Below are 17292 nucleotides of genomic sequence, written 5' to 3'. Positions count from 1 at the left end.
TCGGGGCCATATCTCAAGGCCGGAGCCGGAATGCGGCCCGAAATCGGCCGATCTTCAGACCGAAGCGCTCAGTTTCGCGACAATTGCGTCACCCATTTCCGAGGTGCTGACCGGTGTCGCGCCGTCTTCGCCCAGAAGATCGGCGGTGCGGAGCCCATCGGCCAAGACATCCTCGACCGCTTTCTCCAGCCGGTCCGCCTCATCCCCCTGATCGAAGGAATAGCGCAGCGCCATGGCGAAGCTGAGAATACAGGCGATCGGATTGGCTTTGCCCTGGCCGGTGATGTCAGGGGCGGAGCCATGGACCGGCTCATAAAGCGCCTTCGGGCGGCCATTCTCCATCGGGGCGCCAAGCGACGCGGAGGGCAACATGCCAAGACTGCCGGTCAGCATCGCGGCGCAATCGGACAGGATATCGCCGAACAGGTTGTCGGTCAGGATCACGTCAAACTGTTTGGGGGCACGGACAAGCTGCATCGCGCCATTGTCGGCATACATGTGGCTGAGCTCCACATCCGCATAATCCTTGTCATGGATCTCTTGCACCACCTCGCGCCAGAGGATGCCGCTCTCCATCACATTGGCCTTCTCCATCGAGCAGACCTTGCCGGAGCGTTTGCGGGCCAGCTCAAAAGCGGCGCGCGCCACACGATCGATCTCGCTTTCGGTGTAGCGCTGCGTATTGATCCCGACGCGTTCATTGCCTTCGGTATGGATGCCGCGCGGCTCGCCGAAATAGACACCCGAGGTCAGTTCGCGCACGATCATGATGTCGAGCCCGGCCACCACGTCTTTCTTCAGGCTGCTGAAATCGGCCAAGGCGTCGAAACACTGCGCGGGGCGGAGATTTGCAAAAAGGTCCATCTCTTTGCGGAGGCGCAACAAGCCGCGTTCGGGCTTCACGCTGAAATCAAGCACATCGTATTTCGGGCCACCGACGGCGCCGAGCAAAACCGCGTCGACCTCTTGGGCTTTGGCCATCGTGTCGCCATGCAGCGGCGTGCCATGGGCGTCATAGGCGGCGCCGCCGACCAGATCTTCGGACACATCGAAGTGCAGCCCCCGCGCTGACCCCATCCAGTCGATGATTTTGCGCACCTCGGCCATCACTTCGGGGCCAATGCCGTCGCCGGGCAGGATCAGGAGGGAGGGGTTGGTCATGGTCAGGGCGTCCTTCGGAAAATCACTGCCCCTGCGGTAACGGCTGCGCCCGGGAGGGTCAAGAAACCATGGGTGACAGGTGCTGCAGAACGCGGGTGATGCTGGGTGTCTGGGTCTTGTCCAAGCCGTTGTCGGAGAAACCCGGTGATCTAATCGTCGATCTCTCCCGCGTGTCCGGTTTATGAAACTGCCACGAAAACACCCGAATGGTGTATGTGGAGCAGGTTCATGGTACTGGGGAAGTCAGATGACCCAAACAGCGCTTATCCTTGGAGCAACCGGTCGGTTTGGCCGCAACGCCAGCGCCGCGTTTCGCGAGGCCGGGTGGGACCTGCGCCTTTATGACCGCACGAAGGGCGACCTTCTGAACGCGGCAAGCGGTGCGGATGTGATCGTCAATGGTTGGAACCCGCCATACAGCAAATGGGCCGCGCTCTTGCCGGGGTTGACGCGGCAGGTGATCGAAGCGGCGAAGGCAAGTGGCGCGACCGTCATGCAGCCCGCGAATGTCTATGTATATGGCTTTCGCGACGCGATGCCCCGTGTCGTTGGGCCGGAGGTGCCGCAGCGGGCAACGAACGGGCTTGGGCGGCTGCGGATCGAGATGGAGCAGAGCTATCGCGATGCGGATGTGCAAGTGATCTTGCTCAGAGGCGGAGATTTCCTCGACAATCAGGCCTCGGCCGGTTGGTTCGACCGGATCATCGCCAAGGACGCCGCGACGGGGAAGCTCAGCTATCCCGGGGCGCTGGATCAGCCGCATTCTTGGGCGTTCCTGCCCGATATGACCGCTGCCTTGCCGCCCTTGGCCGAGATGCGGGCGGATTTGGGCCAGTTCACGGATTTGGCCTTTGGTGGGTATACGCTGACGGGTGAGGAGTTGGCGACGGCTTGCGGAGCTGCTGTTGGGCGGGAGGTCACCGTGTCTCGTATGTCATGGCTGCCGCTCCAGATCGCGCGCCCGTCTTGGGCCGAGGCGCGGTACCTCCTGGAGATGCGCTATCTTTGGGACCAGCCGCATGAACTGGATGGAACCGCGCTTGCGACATTGCTGCCTGACCTGCCGCAAACGCCCGTGGAGGACGCGATACGAGCGGCGTTAGAACTCTAGATCGACCCAGATCAATCGATGATCCGATGCAGCCGCGACCGCCGATCTTGGGGGCGTCGCCGTCTCGGAGTCTGGCCAGAGGATACCACTATCTGTGACGTTGAGCGTGGCTGCGGGAAGGATGTAATCGACCCTGAGATTGCCGGGCGTTGGTTCGTCCCAATCGGTGGTGACCAGACGGCCATCCGGCGCTCGCGGGGCCGGGTCTTGTAGGGCCGGGTGGTCCAAGAGAGTTTGCACGACCTCGCGATGCCCTTCACCACGGTCCGGGTCCACATTCAGCGTGCCCATCAAAGCAAAGTTTTCAGCGGTGAAGGCCGGACCATTGGGCGACCACCCATCCAGATAAAGTTGCCAGAACCGCAATTCGTCAGCGTTGCGCCAGCCATTCCGGTCTTCCGGCCCGTCGAACACCGGCGGCGATGCATGGAAAGCGAGGATATGGAAAGTCGCTCCGGTTGTTCGGCGCAGCGGGATATCCCAGGCAGCCACGGTGGCAAGGCGAAGAACCTGCGCCGCGTCGGGGCTCAACACCCGGGGCGCGGCGCTTTCGGGCAGGTCGGCCCAGAGGAAATCTGTGAAATCTCGGATTTGGTCGGTCTCGATCGGCAAACGTGAGAGCAGTGCCATGCCGCCTTGGCCATTGAACCGGCCATAGCCTTGGGCGTCGCGTGGTTCACCCAAGCGGCCATTTCCATCCACGTCGACGCCGGTGGGCCGCCCCGTATTGGGGCGGCGCGAGAACAGATGAGGGTAAGAGATCTCGCGCGCAGCGAGTGCGTTGGTGAGTGCGGCGAGGGCGTGCCCCTCGGCATCATAATCGATGCCCAGAATGAGAAGGATATCGGCGTTGGCTGCCACGATGACATCCAGCGTGGCCGCGATATCAGGGTCAGGGTCTTCATCCACCAGGTCGGCTAGTAGCAAACCCGGCCCGTCGTGGGACAGCGCGCTGTGAAATACGACAAGGCGCAGCGTCTCTGCAACGAGAGAACTTGGCCAAAGGATTGCAAAAAACAGAAAAGCTAGGCTGCAGCGTAGCCGTCGTTTGGATCGAGTTTGGCGACCAGACGTTTGCGTCGACTGTTGATCATGTCGGCCACCCGGCCCATGGCCATGCCGCGCATAAACATCGTGACGGGCAGGAACATCCATGCGGTGATCGTCCAGACCAGGGTTTGCGGCGAGTCGAGGATCGACATCTCCAGTTGCGCAGCACCGACCGATGCGAGCACCGGGAGGATGTATGGCAAAGCGAAGCCTAATATTATGTTAACGCGGGCATCCCGGAGGAGCCGCGTAACGATATCGCCGCCCGTTGTCGGATCGAATGTCGGCAAGTTGATCCAGACGTTGAAGGCCGAACGTCGGTTCGGCCATTGTTGCAACCTGACCAGGATCGCAAAGATCGACAACGTCAGGAGCCCGATCAGGGCCGAGAGGCCAGCCATAATTTCTATCTCCGCCGCAGTCCGAGGGTCTACATCTGGCGGCAGTTGCCCCATCAGCACTCGCAGTGGGCTAAATGGAAAATCGAGCGCCTCGGCGATGATGAAGCCGGTTGCATTGATCACCAGCGACAGAGTCGACACATCGCCCGCCGAGACCACAACGCTGAGCGCGAAAAGGGCGATGAAAACAGAGACCATGCGCACGCGATTGTACGGCTGAGCATCGCGAAATTCGATCAAGCCCGGATAAGTGGAGGCGTATTCGGAAAAGGTGAAAACAGCGGCGAAGAGGCCGATCAACGTGACGATTTGTGTCGTCTCCTCGCTTGTCCCTGGTATAAGCAGGGATGGCGTGGAAATGACGACCAACACCAGGATCGCCCTGACCACAGCGCCAACAAGCTGTGAAATCACTGCCTTCAACACTCAACCCTCAACCTGGACGGGACCTATTCTTGCGCCCCTTTTTCCACGTTTTTGCCCCAATCTGCCGTTGGGATGCCTCGATTGCCACAATCTTGCCCACATTCACATCCTGAGGCAACCCTCTGATTCCAGTCATGGAATCGAAACGGCTGTTTTCACGTAACAGGTGTCGCCCGATTGCATCACCTGCATTCAGGGCTAGCAGGGCCGTATTATCCGACCGCAAGATGTAGTGGCTTCGGGGTCAGACCCAGGGGCGCTCGGCGCTCGCTTTGGCTTCGAAACTGGCGATGGAGGCGGATTTTTCCATCGTCAGGCCGATATCATCCAGCCCGTTCAGAAGGCAGTGTTTCTTGAACGCATCCACTTCGAAGCTGATAACTTCGCCTTCGGATGTGGTGATGGTCTGGCTCTCCAGATCGACGCTCATCCGGGCATTGGCGCCCTTCTCCGCGTCTTTCATTAGCAGATCGACCTGCTCCTGCGGCAATGCGATTGGCAAGATGCCGTTCTTGAAGCAGTTGTTGAAGAAGATGTCCGCGAAGCTCGGCGCAATAACGCAGCGGATGCCGAAATCCTTGATCGCCCAAGGCGCATGTTCCCGCGACGAGCCGCAGCCGAAATTGTCGCCGGCCACCAGAATTTCGGCCTCGCGATAGGCGGGCTGGTTCAGCACGAAATCGGGGATTTCCTTGCCATCGTCGTCATAACGCATCTCGTCAAAGAGGTTCACGCCGAGGCCGGAGCGCTTGATGGTTTTCAGAAACTGCTTCGGGATGATCATGTCAGTATCGACATTGATCATCGGCATGGGGGCCGCGATGCCCGTCAGCGTTGTGAACTTATCCATCTGGCGTCTCCTTTAGTCCGCAGAGCAGATACCGCGCCCCGGCGTTGGGGGCAAGCGGGACTCACGGTACAGAGAAGGTGAGCGAGGCCCATCGGGAGAGCCAAACCGGATCGGAGGGGGTGGGCGCATCGAGCGGCTCCAACACGACCGCATCGGCGAGGTACTCGTGCCCGGCAGTGACGGGTAGAACCGCGATGCCGGCTTCATCGGTGTGATGAAGGGTGATCTCAACCGTTCCATCCGGAGCGCGGTCGAAGAGTTCCACCTGCGCATTCACCCGGGGTGCACCATCAAGGAGCACTTGAACCGGCAGGCCCGCGCTCACGTCATCAGTATAGGGGTTGGCCAGCGCCACAATCTCGGTCGCCAGGCCCACCTGCCGATCTTGGCCAGCCCCATCGCCAATTGCGACCAGGCTCTTGGCATAGCGGATATAGCTCTCGCGGAATCCTTCACGGGGTAAGCCGCGCGCATCGTGCCGGGCTTCGACATCGCCGAAATCTTTGTGGGCCGCAAATCTGAGGAAGCTGTCCCACTCATCATATGTCAGACGATTGGCGGTGGTCTCATGCACGATGATCGCCAAGCCGTCGTTAAACCCACCCATGTCGAGCGCCGGGTTGTCACCCAAACGCCCCTCTACATTGGTCAGTATGTCGCCCTGCATCACGTCAAATCGGGTGAAGTTGCGGGGCAAATAGGAGATCGTGACGCCCGAGAACTCCTGGCCGACGCGGAGATAGGCGGTGATGTTATCGTCGGGTGCGATCTGAAAACCTTCGGGTTCAATCCAAAATTCATGCGCTTGGGTCTTGCTCACGCCGAGCGTCAGCGCGAGGGTGAGCGCAAGAAGGAGATGCCGCATGATCCAGGTCCTTTTACCGTGGGCTTATAGCTTGGGGCGTTCGTTGATCCTGTCAATGGCGCTGCTTTTGGCCGGGATTGCGGCGAGCGCACATGAGATTCGCCCCACCATCGCGGACGTGGAGGTGGATGCGCGCGAGGTGCGGATGAGCCTGCGCTTGACGCTGGAGCCGCTGATCGCCGGGATCAACCTGGAGGGGTTGGAGGACACCAATGCCGCGCCCGAGGCCGCGATTTATGATCAATTGCGGGCGCAGGACTCGGCAACGCTAGAGGCGGCGTTCCGCGCGGCCTGGGAGCGGATTTCTGGGGGCATTGTGATTGATGTGGGCGGGACCCGCATGTCGCCCGAGATCGTCGGCATGACTGTCCCTGACGTGGGCGATGTTGAGCTGCCACGGGATTCGGTGCTGATCCTCCGCGCCGATTTGCCCGAGGGGTCGGCCCCGGTCCAGATCGGATGGGATGCCGGTTATGGCACCTTGGTTTTGCGCCAGGTCGGTGGCGGCGAAGAGGCCTATGAGGGCTTTTTGACCGGTGGTGCCCTGTCGGAGCCTTTGCCACGGGCGGAGATCCTGACCGAGGGCGCGGGGTCCGTCTTCGTGCGTTATGTCGTTGCGGGGTTTGAACACATCATTCCGCTTGGAATCGATCATATCCTGTTCGTTCTGGGCCTGTTTTTCTTTTCGCTAAAGCTGCGCCCGCTGCTGTTTCAGGTCACGGCCTTCACCGTGGCGCATACAATCACCCTGGCGCTGGCCAGTCTTGAGATCATTAGCCTTCCGGCCAGCATCGTGGAGCCGTTGATCGCGGCCTCGATTGTCTATGTCGGTGTGGAGAATGTGTTGGGCTGGGGCAATGTCCGGGCACGAACGGCTTTGGTTTTTGCCTTTGGTCTGCTGCACGGGCTTGGCTTTGCCAGCGTCTTGGGCGATTTCGGCATCGCCAGCGAGCGGTTTGGCTGGGCCCTGGTCGGGTTCAATATCGGGGTCGAGGTTGGACAGCTTGCAGTGATCGCGGGTGCGTTTCTGGCGGTTGGGCTTTGGTTCGGGAAACGGGATTTCTATCGGCCCTGGATCGCGGTGCCCGCCTCGTTGGCGATCGCCCTTGTCGGCGCGTGGTGGACGATTGAACGGGTGTTCCTCTAACCTCTCGACGCCATCCGCAGATAGAAGGCCCACACGATCAGCCCGCCGCCATTCAGCAGCAACTCGACACCAACCAGCAGGCCCAAAAGGCTCATCGTCGCTACGCCGAAATTGGCAAAGATATAACCCGCCAAGAGCACCGCAAGCGCGCCTGAGATCAGCATCGGCCAGAAGAACGACGTCTCGCGCATACGGTAGGCGAAGACCAACCGTGCGACGCCCGCCGCCGCCAAGAGAAGCGCCACGAGCAAGGTCAGCGAAATCATCCCCTCAAGCGGGTGCAAGAGCAGAGATATCCCGACAAAGAGACCCAACAGCCCCACGAGAACCGCGAAGAGCTTGTTGGCGCGTTTCTGTTCCCGAAACCCGGCGGCGATCTGAAACACACCAGAGATCAGGAAAAGCGAACCGGTCAGCAGGGTCACCGCGACAGACGCCGCAAAGGCGTTGCCGAGTGCGATAACGCCGAACAGGACGGAGATGATCCCAAGGATCAGCCAGATAAGCCAGGGTTTCATGACGGGCTCGCAAAATGACAGGTGGATGGTGGGCACAGAGTACAGGAGCCAAGCCCGGGTCGGCAAGCCACGCCTTCCAAAGGCCGGTCAACAGGCGTAGAGGCGAGATATGTTGAGTTTCCTTCTTCAGAACCGGCGTTGGCTGAGCGTCGGCGTGTTGCTCGCCTTCGGCTCTTCCTTTGGGCAAACGTGGTTCATCTCGCTCTTTGCCGGGGAGATTCGCGCTGAATATGGGTTGAGCGATGGCGATTGGGGCCTGCTCTATACGCTGGCGACACTCTGCTCGGCGGCCTTGCTGCTCGGTCGTGGATCATGGGCTGACACCGTGCCGTTCTCTCGCCTTGCGCCTCTTGTCGCGGCGGTTTTCGCGATGGCGGCCTTGGCGATGGCCTTTGGGCAATCGGTCTGGGTGCTCGGCGTCGCGGTGTTTCTGCTGCGATTCTGCGGACAGGGTATGTTCAGCCATATTGGCGCCACCGCCATGGGACGTTGGTTCGTTGCGACGCGCGGTCGTGCGGTGGCGATCAAAGGGCTGGGCTATCCGCTTGGGGAGATGATCTTGCCGTTCCTCTTCGTCGCACTGATTGGCTGGATCGGCTGGCGCGAGACTTGGGGGGTCACAGCCGCCGTCATCGCGCTGATCATTTTGCCGCTTTTGGTCTGGCTGTTGGCGCAGGACCGTGTGCCCACCGGCCAGGCGGAGGTGACAGGCAGCCCTGGACTTGGCGGACGCCATTGGGTGCGCTCGGACGCCCTCCGACATTGGCTCTTCCCCGCGCTTTTGCCACTCATGCTAACCCCAGGGTTCATCGGAACGGTCGTGTTCTTCCATCAAGTCCATGTGGCGGAGGTTAAAGGTTGGCGCTTGGCCGAGATGGCGGTGGCCTATCCGGCTTATGCGAGCGTGACCGTGGCCGCAGCTTTGGCCGCCGGATGGGCGGCGGACCGGTTCGGGCCGGAACGCTTGTTGCCGCTTCTACTGATCCCTATGGGCCTGTCCATGTTCCTGATCGGCCCGGCAGAGACTCCGCTGCATTGGGTGCTGGTCCTGTCGATCTTGGCGGTGTCGCAAGGCATGGTCGGCACGTTTTGGGGAGCGTTTTTGCCCGCCATCTATGGCACGAACCATCTCGGCGCGATCCGATCCATGGTGATTGCCATCATGGTCCTCTCGACGGCGATTGGGCCGGGGATCACCGGCGCGCTGATCGATTGGGGCGTGCCGTTTCCTGATCAAGGTTTGGCGATGGGGATCTGGTGCCTCGTGCTGGCCGTGGCGATGGGTATCGTCGCCCATCGCCTCAGATCAGTTTCGTAGCCGATTTCTTGCAAGAAATCGGGCCGGAATTTTCCAAAATTCCGGGTCCTACATCATCTCGCGGACATCGGTGAGCCGTCCGGTGACCGCCGCCGCCGCCGCCATCGCAGGCGACATCAGATGGGTGCGCCCGCCGCGGCCCTGGCGCCCCTCGAAGTTCCGGTTCGAGGTTGCCGCGCAACGTTCGCCGGGTGCGAGTTGGTCGGGATTCATCGCTAGGCACATGGAGCACCCTGCCAAGCGCCATTCAAATCCGGCCTCTTTGAAGATATCGGCAAGACCCTCTTCTTCCGCTTGCGCCCGCACCAGGCCAGAACCGGGGACCACCATCGCGCGGAGCCCGTCCTTGATCTTTTTGCCTTTCAGGATCGCGGCTGCGGCGCGCAAGTCTTCGATCCGGCCATTGGTGCAAGAGCCGATAAAGACGGTGTCGATTTCGATTTCTGACAGCGGTGTGCCAGGGGTCAGGCCCATGTAGTCAAGCGAGCGTTCCGCCGCGCCAACTTTGCCGCCTTCGAAACTCTCTGGTGCAGGCACAGCCGCCGTAATTGGCAACACATCCTCGGGCGAGGTGCCCCAGGTGACTACGGGAGCGATATCTTCGCCACGGATGGTCACGACCTTGTCCCAATGGGCGTCATCGTCAGAATAGAGTGTCTTCCACCAGGCGAGCGCGGCCTCCCATTGCGCGCCTTTCGGGGCATGCGGGCGGCCCATGACATACTCGAATGTCGTCTCATCCGGCGCGATCAGACCCGCGCGGGCACCGCCTTCAATCGCCATATTGCAGACGGTCATGCGGCCTTCCATCGACAGATCGCGAATGGCTTCGCCGCAGTATTCGATCACATAGCCGGTGCCACCGGCGGTGCCGGTCTCACCAATCACCGACAGCGTGATGTCTTTGGCGGTCACACCGGGGCGCAGCTTGCCGGTGATCTCAACCTTCATGTTCTTGGACTTCTTCTGGATCAGCGTCTGCGTGGCCAGCACATGCTCCACCTCGGATGTGCCGATACCATGCGCCAGCGCACCAAACGCGCCGTGCGTCGCCGTGTGACTGTCACCGCAGACCACCGTCATGCCAGGCAGGGTCCAGCCTTGCTCGGGGCCAACGATATGCACGATGCCCTGCCGGATATCGGACACCGGGTAGTAGTGGATGCCGAACTCCTTGGCGTTTTTGTCCAGCGCGGCCACCTGAATGCGGCTGTCTTCGGTCATGTTCTCGGGATTGTCCCGACCAGGTGTGGTCGGCACGTTATGGTCCGGCACCGCAATGGTTTTGTCCGGCGCGTGGACGCCCCGGCCCGCCATGCGCAACCCTTCGAAGGCTTGCGGGCTGGTCACTTCATGGACCAGGTGGCGATCGATATAAAGCAGGCAGGTGCCGTCGTCGGCTTCATGGGCCAGATGGGCATCCCAGATTTTATCATAGAGTGTTTTGGCGGAGGTCATATCTGCGGTCCTCGGCTGAGGGAAATCGGAAAAAAGGCGTCGTCTCGGGATCAGGCGCGTATTAGTCGCGCCCGTATCGAGCCGCGCTGGCCAAAGAAGCGCCATGGCAGGCGCGCGCGGTCATCCATGTCGAAAACCCGTGTCATATGAGGGCAGATACACTCGGGCGCGGGCGCTCGCAAGGGTTGCGCCTTGCCCGATTGGGTCAAGGCGATAGACTATGCCCCAACCCTGACGAAAGGACCGGGATGGAGCCTGAGGCCGAGAGCAGCCCGAATGGCGGCGCGGAGACAGCGCCGGAGTTGGGTGTGGACGAGACCCTGGATCAGGCTTTGGATTTGGGTCAGGATCTGATCGCGCAAGGCAGTGTGTTTCTCGAAAGCCTGCTGAGGCCTTGGAATTTCTACCAAATCTGCATCGCCGTAGGTCTGCTTTTGACCGCCATTTTGCTCCGCCATTTGCTTGGCCCACGGATTCGCGCCTGGATGGCCTCGCGCGAGGGCTGGCCGAAATGGCGGATGCGGGTGCTGGTGGTGATCCATCGCCGCTTGATGCCGATCTTCTTTGTGATCCTGATCTGGATCGCGGTGTGGATCATGCGCGAGATGACGTGGCCAAGCCGGAGCTATCTACTTGGGATCATTGCGGAACTGGCGACGGCATGGCTTTTCGTTGTGTTTGTCACCCGGCTGATCCGCTCGCCAGTGATGCGCAGCCTGGTGCGCTATGGCGCCTGGATCTACGTCACTTTGGCGATCCTCAACCTGCAAAGCGAGGCGGCGGCGCTTCTGGATGGGATCGGGTTCAATCTGGGCGATATGCGCCTGTCGCTGCTGATTGTGGTGCAGGGTGTCGTGATCCTTGCGGCGTTGATTACCGGCGCGCGGTTTATCTCCGGCACCACGGCGGCGCGGGTCCAGGCCAATGAAGATATCTCACCCTCGATGCGAGTCCTGGTCGTCAAGGCGGTGCAGGTTCTGCTCTATGGCGCGGCGTTTTTCATCGGCTTGCGGGCGGTTGGCGTCGATCTGACCGGGCTGGCCTTTTTGTCAGGCGCCATTGGTGTCGGCCTCGGGTTCGGCTTGCAAAAAGTCGTGTCGAACCTGGTCTCGGGCGTGATCATCCTGCTCGACAAGTCGATCAAACCCGGCGACGTGATCTCCCTGGGCGAGACCTTCGGGTGGATCAACACGCTTGGTGCCCGCTATGCCAGCGTTGTCACACGGGACGGCAAGGAATACCTGATCCCGAACGAAGACCTTATCACCAACCAGGTGGTGAACTGGTCCCACTCCAACGAATTTGTCCGGCTCGATATCTATTTTGGCACCGCGTATCACGACGATCCGCACATGGTGCGCAAGATCGCAATTGAGGCGGCGCAGGGCGTGGACCGGGTGCTGAGTTTCCGCCCGCCGGTTTGCCATATCGTGGGGTTCGGCGACTCGAGTGTCGATTACATCCTGCGATTTTGGATCACCGACCCGACCGGCGGGCTGACCAATATCCGCGGAAATGTCTATCTGGCGCTTTGGGACGCGTTCCAGGAGCATGGCATTTCGATCCCCTTCCCGCAGCGGGAGGTGAAGGTTTTGGAAGGGTCGACGCTTGAGACAGGCCGGACCGACTAGGCGTTGCCAAGCCGGCTGTGCGCGATATGTCTGACGGACTGGAAATTTTCAAATGAGGCAAGGATGGCATCGGGCAAGTTGCTGGGGATCTGCGGGTCGCTGCGGGCAGGATCATTTAATCGCAAATTGATGCACGAGGCGGCGCGGGTGTTTGAGCCAGCGGAGTTCGTCGAGGGTGATTTGCGGTTGCCGCTTTATGATGGCGATTTGGAGGACGCCGAAGGCATTCCGGCCGTCGTGCAGACCTTGGCCGATCAGATCGCAGCCGCGGATGCGGTGGTGATCGCGGGGCCGGAATACAACAAGGCGTTGTCAGGCGTGTTGAAGAATGCCCTGGACTGGGTGAGCCGGACGAAAGGTGGCCCCTGGCGCGAGAAGCCGGTGGCAATTCTGTCAGCCACGGCGGGGCGTGCAGGCGGCGAGCGGACGCAATCGAGCCTGGTTCTGGCGATGCGGCCATTTCGACCACGGCTGATATCGGGGCCTGAGGTTCTGGTTGGCGAGGCCAGCGGGCAGTTTGATGCGGATGGTCGTCTGACGAATGACCGGAATCTCGCTTCGCTCAACGAGTTAATGTCGGAATTGCGTGTTGCGGCCGGGTTGGAGAGCCCCTGAGCGTCGGGGTCAGTGGTCCCCACGGGAGCCTCCGGCGGGGATATTTTTGAAGCAGAGAAGCAAGGGCGATTAGCTTTTGCGCAGGCTTGCCTCGGGGCGAAAGCTCTCGGGGATACGATCATGGTTGTCGAGGATCAGTTCGGCCATGATCTCGCCGATGATCGGGGCCATGCCGAAGCCGATTTTGAACCCGCCATTGGCAATGAACTGGCCCGGTTTGGTTGGGTGATGCCCCAACATCGGGGCGCGAGACCGGGCGCGGGGGCGCAGGCCGGCCCACTGGGTGAGGATTTTGGCCTCCGCCAGCGGCGGGCAGAGGGTGCGGGCTTTGGCGATGAGCGCGTCAAGCTGCGCGTCGGTGCTTCCCGGATCGGTATAGTCGCGTTCGGAAGTTGAGCCGATGGCCGTGGTCCCGTCGGTATGCGGGATGATGTGCAAGCTGTCGGCGAAGAGTTGCGGCATCTCAGGCGCGGAGAAATCGAGCAGCGCGGCCTGGCCTTTGACCCCATTGCCCACAGTGGTGCCAAGGGCGTCAGACAGCTCCACTAGACCCGCGACACCAGTTGCCCAGACCTGTTTTCCTACGGCGGCGCCGTCCGTGGTGATCTCGACCCCGATCGCCGTCAGCGCTTTGGCGAGGGCAGCGGTGCACCGGCGGGGATGTGCGCGGGCGCTGAGCGTATCATGGATCAAGAAGCCGGTCGGCGAGGTGGCGTAGGGCGCATAGGTGTCTTGCGGGACGATCTGCCAAGTGAATCTGCCCTGCCAGAGCGGCTTGGCACTTTCCACGCGCGCCTCCGCAAGGGCCAGCGCCGCCTCATCAAGGATCGGCTGCAACCGGCCAAGACGGGCATAGCCAGGGTCTTCGCCAGAGAGTTCGGCAACCTCGGCCCACATCGTTTCGGCCATCACCAGGCTGTCGAATTGCATTTGTTTCTTATCGTTCCAGTTTTCCGGCACATGCGGGGCCAAGGCGCCGACCAGCCCGTTGCTGGCCCACTGCCCCACCCCGTTGGGATCGATGACGCGGACGGTCGCCCCACGGCACGCGCAGGCCCAGGCCACCGAGAGCCCGAAAACCCCTGCCCCATGCACCGTCACATCTGTCATTGCCAATCCTTCGCCGCTTGCCCAAAGTCACCCGCGATTTCCAAGGGTTTAGGGCAGGCCATGGCGGAGCGCCAGAGAGAGCAGGTGGACTGGCGAGACGGCGACGTGCCGGTCTCGACGCTGTTTGACGACCCGTATTATTCGCTGGAGAATGGCCTCGCCGAAACGCGGCATGTGTTTTTGGCGGGCAATGACCTGCCCGCGCGGTTCGTGCCAGGGTTTCGGATCGCCGAATTGGGTTTTGGAACAGGGTTGAGTTTTCTGACGGCGCTGGCCGCGTTTCGCGCCGCCGGTGTGAGTGGCAAGCTGCATTTCACCAGCTTCGAAGCGTTTCCGATGCCGATGGTCGAGATGTCGAAGGCGCTGGCGCAGTTTCCGGACCTGCCGGGCGATGTGCTTCTCAGTGATCAAACGGCCTGCGTGCCACTGAAGTTGGCCGGCGCCGATTATGAGCTTCAGGTGATCCAGGGCGACGCGCGTCAAACTTTACCAGCTTGGGACGGGCAAGCCGATGCTTGGTTTCTGGATGGGTTTTCACCTGCCAAAAATCCGGAGCTTTGGGAGGCCGCCCTGATGGCTGAGGTCGCCCGGCATACGGCCCCTGGCGGGACCTTCGCGACCTACACGGCGGCGGGTGATGTGCGCCGCGCGTTGGACGCGGCGGGCTTCGATGTGACCCGCGTCCCTGGGTTTGGCCGCAAGCGGCATATGTCGGTGGGGCGGCTCAGATGACGGTGCAGAACACGCGGCTCGGGATCTGGCTGATGGTCGCCACGACCTTCGTCTTCGCCATCCAGGACGGGATCAGCCGGCATCTGGCAGGGGAATACAATGTGCTGATGGTGGTGATGATCCGCTATTGGTTTTTCGCGGCTTTTGTGATCGCCATCGCGGCCCGTCAGGCTGGCGGTGTGCGGGCAGCGGCGGCGACCAATCAGCCGGTGCTGCAGGCGTTTCGGGGCATGCTTCTGTCGCTGGAAATCTGCGTGATGGTGGGGGCCTTTGTGCTGCTTGGCCTGGTAGAGAGCCACGCGGTTTTTGCCTGCTACCCGCTATTGATAGCGGCTTTGTCAGGACCGATTCTGGGGGAGAAGGTCGGCTGGCGCAGATGGGCGGCTATCGCGGTCGGCTTTGTCGGGGTCTTGATCATTTTGCAGCCCGGTGTGCGCGTGTTCGAGATTGAGGCGCTGGTGCCGCTCGCGGCGGCGCTCATGTTCGCGCTTTACGGGCTTTTGACCCGATATGCGGCACGCAAGGATGACGCGGCGACGAGTTTCTTCTGGACCGGGACTGTTGGTGCAGTGGTGATGACGGTCATCGGGGTTTGGTTCTGGGAACCGATGAGCGGGCCGGATTGGGTCTGGATGGCTGCGCTCTGTGTTACCGGCGTCGCGGGCCATTGGCTGCTCATCAAGGTCTATGAGGTGGCGGAGGCGAGCGCTGTGCAACCCTTTGCCTATCTGCAACTGGTCTTCGCCTCAGCCTTGGGCCTGTTGGTGTTTGGCGAGACGCTGCGAACGAATGTGGTCATCGGCGGCGGGCTGGTCGTGGCGGCCGGGCTTTTCACCCTTTGGCGGGCGCGGGCTAAGGCATCGTAAGACGGTCGGTCAGCGTCGGCGGGGCCAGCTCACCGGTCAGTTGTGCCTCATAGATCGCCAGGCTCTCGGTCACCCGCATGATGTAGTTCCGGGTCTCGTTGAACGGGATCGCCTCGATCCAGTCGATCACATCCACCGATGGGTCGCGCGGGTCACCAAACCGCTCGACCCAAGCGCGGGCGCGGCTTGGACCCGCATTGTAGGCGGCGGCGAGAAGCACCGGGTTGGTCCCAAACTCTTCGGTCAGATAGGCCAGATATCCGGCGCCCAGAACCGCGTTATATGCCGGGTCGCTCAAGAGGCGCGCCTCACTGAACTCCAGCCCCAGGCGGTTGGCTTGCCCCCGTCCGGTGCCCGGCATGACCTGCATCAGGCCAATCGCCCCGGCAGAACTGATCACGCCCGGGTCGAACTCGGATTCGCGGCGGGCAATCGAGAGGTTGAGGCTCGGCGGGGCCGCCAAATCGGCCTCGGCCAGTTCGGTCACCGGGTAATAGGCGCGCATGATCTCATGGCCTTGCTGTGCGGCCCGTTTGGCAATCATCAGCGCGATATGCGGGTTACCCAGGTCGAAGGCGAGATCGCCAAGCTGCCCGGCCTCTTCGCGTGAGAGGCTCTCGGTCAGATGTGTCATGAAGCGTTCGGCCAGATCAATCTCCCCACCCTCGTAAAGAACCAGAGCGGCGCGCAGCACAGAGGAGCCCATGAAGCCGGCATTGCGCCAATTGCCATAGGTTTCATCAGCCAAAAACGCCGGGTCGGTTGGCAGATTGCCCCGTTCGGCGGCAAGCTGACCGTAGAAGCTTGACTGATACGCTGCGCCAAGGGCGTAGGCTTCAGCAGCAGCCTCCGCATTGCCCGCCGCTTCATGCGCTCGGCCCAACCAATAACCTGCGCGCCCAACACTGATCGGGCTGAACACCACCTCGCGGAAATTGCTGAAATGGGTCACGGCTTGGTCGGCATTACCAAGACGAAGCGCGGCATATCCGGCGATCCATTCCAGATCGGCGTAACGAAGATAATCGGCGCTCGGGTCGATGAAATGCGACGCGGCAATCTGATAGGCGCGGTCGAAATCGCCCTCTCGGGCGACATCGCGGGCCAAGGTGGCGCGGCGGTTGCCCCATTCTGTGGGGCGGCCGAGCGTCTCGACTGACGTGCTCCTGGCCAGAAGCAAATCTGCGGCCCGATCCCAAAGATCGGCGCGCATCCGCCAGAGGAACCGTTCGAAGGCCAGGCCGGGGTCGGATTGCAAAGCCTCCGGCACCGCCTCGATCAAACTATCCACTCCGGTGCGGCGCTCGCGCAGTGCGATCCGAGCCTCCGAAAGCGCGCGCCAGCCCGCAGGGACCATATTCTCCATCTGCTGCGCCCGGTCCTCTTCCCCCTCCCAAAGCAGGTTGTCGAGCCGGGCGATATGATGGTCGGCCAAGATCGAACCGTATTCCGACAGGATCGTGTCGAACTGTGCCGTGGTCAGAGTCATCGTTGTCCAGGCGCGGATGATTTCGGCATGGGCGGCATCTCTCTCGCCGGTTGCGATCAGCGCTTCGGCCAGGCGCAAGCTGCCGGTGCCGGTTTCGGGTGGTTGCGGCCCGAAATAGGCGATGACCGTGGCGGGGTTAGCGCTCTGCGGGATGTTCCGCTCGCCGCGCGCCCGCAGAAGCGGCAGGCCTGGCCAATCCGCATTGCGGTCCAAGAAATCAACATATTCCTCAAACCGGCCTTGGCGCGCCCGAAGCCGGGCCCAGGTGACCACATCGCGGCCCGCTTCGTCATCAATCTGCCGCGTCGCCTCGGCGGCCAGATCAAAATCTTGTGCGCCGATGGCGGCCAAGGCCACACCGATTGCGTCGGGATTCGCGGCCACAGGCAAAGGCATCAGGGCGGCGAAAACGGCAAGAAGATAGGCGCGCATGTGGGGCTCCGGCATGGGTGTCCCTCTTAGGATAAGAGGGCCGCGCCCGCTTGCAACACACGAACTTGGCAATTCCCGCATCTGGGGATAGTGTCCGCGCGATTTCGCCGAT

The 17292-nt window shown here is 61.6% G+C and carries 16 protein-coding genes; 7 read left to right on the top strand and 9 right to left on the bottom strand.

Features of this window, described 5'->3' with window-relative positions; genetic code table 11:
• Nucleotides 1–54: 54 nt before the first annotated feature.
• On the bottom strand, nt 55–1161 hold the full coding sequence (gene leuB / locus GTF44_RS15290) for a 3-isopropylmalate dehydrogenase (protein ID WP_171560245.1): 1107 nt from the start codon (nt 1159–1161) through the stop codon (nt 55–57).
• A 247-nt stretch (nt 1162–1408) separates the two neighbouring features.
• On the opposite strand from leuB, the gene GTF44_RS15285 reads away from it, so the two are divergent.
• Nucleotides 1409–2272, top strand: a complete 864-nt coding sequence (locus GTF44_RS15285; protein ID WP_171560247.1) for an epimerase — start codon at nt 1409–1411, stop codon at nt 2270–2272.
• On the opposite strand, the gene GTF44_RS15280 is transcribed toward GTF44_RS15285, so the two are convergent.
• The 4 genes from GTF44_RS15280 to GTF44_RS15265 form a co-directional block, all read right to left on the bottom strand.
• Entirely contained in the window at nt 2261–3199 is a 939-nt protein-coding gene (locus tag GTF44_RS15280; RefSeq protein ID WP_253261230.1) for an endonuclease/exonuclease/phosphatase family protein, read from the bottom strand. The two genes, GTF44_RS15285 and GTF44_RS15280, sit on opposite strands and share 12 nt — an antisense overlap.
• A gap of 98 nt (nt 3200–3297) precedes the next feature.
• On the bottom strand, nt 3298–4137 hold the full coding sequence (locus GTF44_RS15275; protein WP_171560571.1) for a hypothetical protein: 840 nt from the start codon (nt 4135–4137) through the stop codon (nt 3298–3300).
• A 256-nt stretch (nt 4138–4393) separates the two neighbouring features.
• Nucleotides 4394–4999, bottom strand: coding sequence for a 3-isopropylmalate dehydratase small subunit (gene leuD, locus GTF44_RS15270; RefSeq protein ID WP_171560249.1), 606 nt, complete (start codon nt 4997–4999; stop codon nt 4394–4396).
• A 61-nt stretch (nt 5000–5060) separates the two neighbouring features.
• A complete protein-coding gene (locus GTF44_RS15265) occupies nt 5061–5864 on the bottom strand; it encodes a DUF4198 domain-containing protein (protein ID WP_171560251.1) in 804 nt (267 codons plus the stop codon).
• Between GTF44_RS15265 and GTF44_RS15260 the strand changes: the two genes are divergently transcribed.
• Complete coding sequence (locus GTF44_RS15260; protein ID WP_171560253.1) at nt 5863–7011, top strand: HupE/UreJ family protein; 1149 nt, start codon at nt 5863–5865, stop codon at nt 7009–7011. The two genes, GTF44_RS15265 and GTF44_RS15260, sit on opposite strands and share 2 nt — an antisense overlap.
• Here GTF44_RS15260 and GTF44_RS15255 read toward each other — a convergent pair.
• Nucleotides 7008–7529: an HdeD family acid-resistance protein gene (locus GTF44_RS15255; RefSeq protein ID WP_171560255.1), complete on the bottom strand. Its 522-nt coding sequence runs from the start codon at nt 7527–7529 to the stop codon at nt 7008–7010. The two genes, GTF44_RS15260 and GTF44_RS15255, sit on opposite strands and share 4 nt — an antisense overlap.
• Before the next feature lie 109 nt (nt 7530–7638).
• Between GTF44_RS15255 and GTF44_RS15250 the strand changes: the two genes are divergently transcribed.
• On the top strand, nt 7639–8847 hold the full coding sequence (locus tag GTF44_RS15250; RefSeq protein WP_171560257.1) for an MFS transporter: 1209 nt from the start codon (nt 7639–7641) through the stop codon (nt 8845–8847).
• A 48-nt stretch (nt 8848–8895) separates the two neighbouring features.
• On the opposite strand, the gene leuC is transcribed toward GTF44_RS15250, so the two are convergent.
• Nucleotides 8896–10305 carry a 3-isopropylmalate dehydratase large subunit gene (leuC, locus tag GTF44_RS15245; protein WP_171560259.1) on the bottom strand — a complete coding sequence of 470 codons (1410 nt, stop codon included), beginning with the start codon at nt 10303–10305 and terminating at the stop codon, nt 8896–8898.
• A gap of 248 nt (nt 10306–10553) precedes the next feature.
• Here leuC and GTF44_RS15240 point away from each other — a divergent pair, with 248 nt between their 5' ends.
• Nucleotides 10554–11936 carry a mechanosensitive ion channel family protein gene (locus GTF44_RS15240; protein ID WP_171560262.1) on the top strand — a complete coding sequence of 461 codons (1383 nt, stop codon included), beginning with the start codon at nt 10554–10556 and terminating at the stop codon, nt 11934–11936.
• 63 nt (nt 11937–11999) lie between these two features.
• Nucleotides 12000–12551, top strand: coding sequence for an NADPH-dependent FMN reductase (locus tag GTF44_RS15235; protein ID WP_171560265.1), 552 nt, complete (start codon nt 12000–12002; stop codon nt 12549–12551).
• 69 nt (nt 12552–12620) lie between these two features.
• Here GTF44_RS15235 and GTF44_RS15230 read toward each other — a convergent pair whose 3' ends face one another.
• A complete protein-coding gene (locus tag GTF44_RS15230; RefSeq protein WP_171560266.1) occupies nt 12621–13661 on the bottom strand; it encodes an FAD-binding oxidoreductase in 1041 nt (346 codons plus the stop codon).
• Between the two features lie 60 nt (nt 13662–13721).
• On the opposite strand from GTF44_RS15230, the gene mnmD reads away from it, so the two are divergent.
• Together mnmD and GTF44_RS15220 are read left to right on the top strand one after the other, a co-directional pair.
• Nucleotides 13722–14393 carry a tRNA (5-methylaminomethyl-2-thiouridine)(34)-methyltransferase MnmD gene (gene mnmD / locus GTF44_RS15225; RefSeq protein ID WP_171560268.1) on the top strand — a complete coding sequence of 224 codons (672 nt, stop codon included), beginning with the start codon at nt 13722–13724 and terminating at the stop codon, nt 14391–14393.
• Nucleotides 14390–15259: a DMT family transporter gene (locus GTF44_RS15220; RefSeq protein WP_171560270.1), complete on the top strand. Its 870-nt coding sequence runs from the start codon at nt 14390–14392 to the stop codon at nt 15257–15259. Before mnmD ends, GTF44_RS15220 begins: the two co-directional genes overlap by 4 nt.
• Here the strand turns inward: GTF44_RS15220 and GTF44_RS15215 are convergent.
• Nucleotides 15246–17195, bottom strand: a complete 1950-nt coding sequence (locus tag GTF44_RS15215) for a lytic transglycosylase domain-containing protein (protein ID WP_171560271.1) — start codon at nt 17193–17195, stop codon at nt 15246–15248. The two genes, GTF44_RS15220 and GTF44_RS15215, sit on opposite strands and share 14 nt — an antisense overlap.
• Between the last annotated feature and the right edge of the window lie 97 nt (nt 17196–17292).

The organism is Roseobacter sp. HKCCD6576-2 (genome assembly GCF_013179285.1).
GTDB lineage: Bacteria > Pseudomonadota > Alphaproteobacteria > Rhodobacterales > Rhodobacteraceae > Rhodophyticola > Rhodophyticola oceani.
The sequence above is the reverse complement of the archived record's forward strand: the minus strand, read 5'-3'. Positions and strand labels throughout refer to the sequence as shown.

What these genes read in the sequence shown, in the direction of transcription:
- leuC (WP_171560259.1), bottom strand. Translation starts at nt 10,305, where the DNA reads ATGACCTCCGCCAAAACACTCTATGATAAAATCTGGGATGCCCATCTG.
- mnmD (WP_171560268.1), top strand. Translation starts at nt 13,722, where the DNA reads ATGGCGGAGCGCCAGAGAGAGCAGGTGGACTGGCGAGACGGCGACGTG.
- GTF44_RS15265 (WP_171560251.1), bottom strand. Translation starts at nt 5,864, where the DNA reads ATGCGGCATCTCCTTCTTGCGCTCACCCTCGCGCTGACGCTCGGCGTG.
- GTF44_RS15235 (WP_171560265.1), top strand. Translation starts at nt 12,000, where the DNA reads ATGGCATCGGGCAAGTTGCTGGGGATCTGCGGGTCGCTGCGGGCAGGA.
- GTF44_RS15230 (WP_171560266.1), bottom strand. Translation starts at nt 13,661, where the DNA reads ATGACAGATGTGACGGTGCATGGGGCAGGGGTTTTCGGGCTCTCGGTG.
- GTF44_RS15220 (WP_171560270.1), top strand. Translation starts at nt 14,390, where the DNA reads ATGACGGTGCAGAACACGCGGCTCGGGATCTGGCTGATGGTCGCCACG.
- GTF44_RS15255 (WP_171560255.1), bottom strand. Translation starts at nt 7,529, where the DNA reads ATGAAACCCTGGCTTATCTGGCTGATCCTTGGGATCATCTCCGTCCTG.
- GTF44_RS15240 (WP_171560262.1), top strand. Translation starts at nt 10,554, where the DNA reads ATGGAGCCTGAGGCCGAGAGCAGCCCGAATGGCGGCGCGGAGACAGCG.
- GTF44_RS15250 (WP_171560257.1), top strand. Translation starts at nt 7,639, where the DNA reads ATGTTGAGTTTCCTTCTTCAGAACCGGCGTTGGCTGAGCGTCGGCGTG.
- leuD (WP_171560249.1), bottom strand. Translation starts at nt 4,999, where the DNA reads ATGGATAAGTTCACAACGCTGACGGGCATCGCGGCCCCCATGCCGATG.
- leuB (WP_171560245.1), bottom strand. Translation starts at nt 1,161, where the DNA reads ATGACCAACCCCTCCCTCCTGATCCTGCCCGGCGACGGCATTGGCCCC.
- GTF44_RS15215 (WP_171560271.1), bottom strand. Translation starts at nt 17,195, where the DNA reads ATGCCGGAGCCCCACATGCGCGCCTATCTTCTTGCCGTTTTCGCCGCC.
- GTF44_RS15285 (WP_171560247.1), top strand. Translation starts at nt 1,409, where the DNA reads ATGACCCAAACAGCGCTTATCCTTGGAGCAACCGGTCGGTTTGGCCGC.
- GTF44_RS15260 (WP_171560253.1), top strand. Translation starts at nt 5,863, where the DNA reads ATGATCCAGGTCCTTTTACCGTGGGCTTATAGCTTGGGGCGTTCGTTG.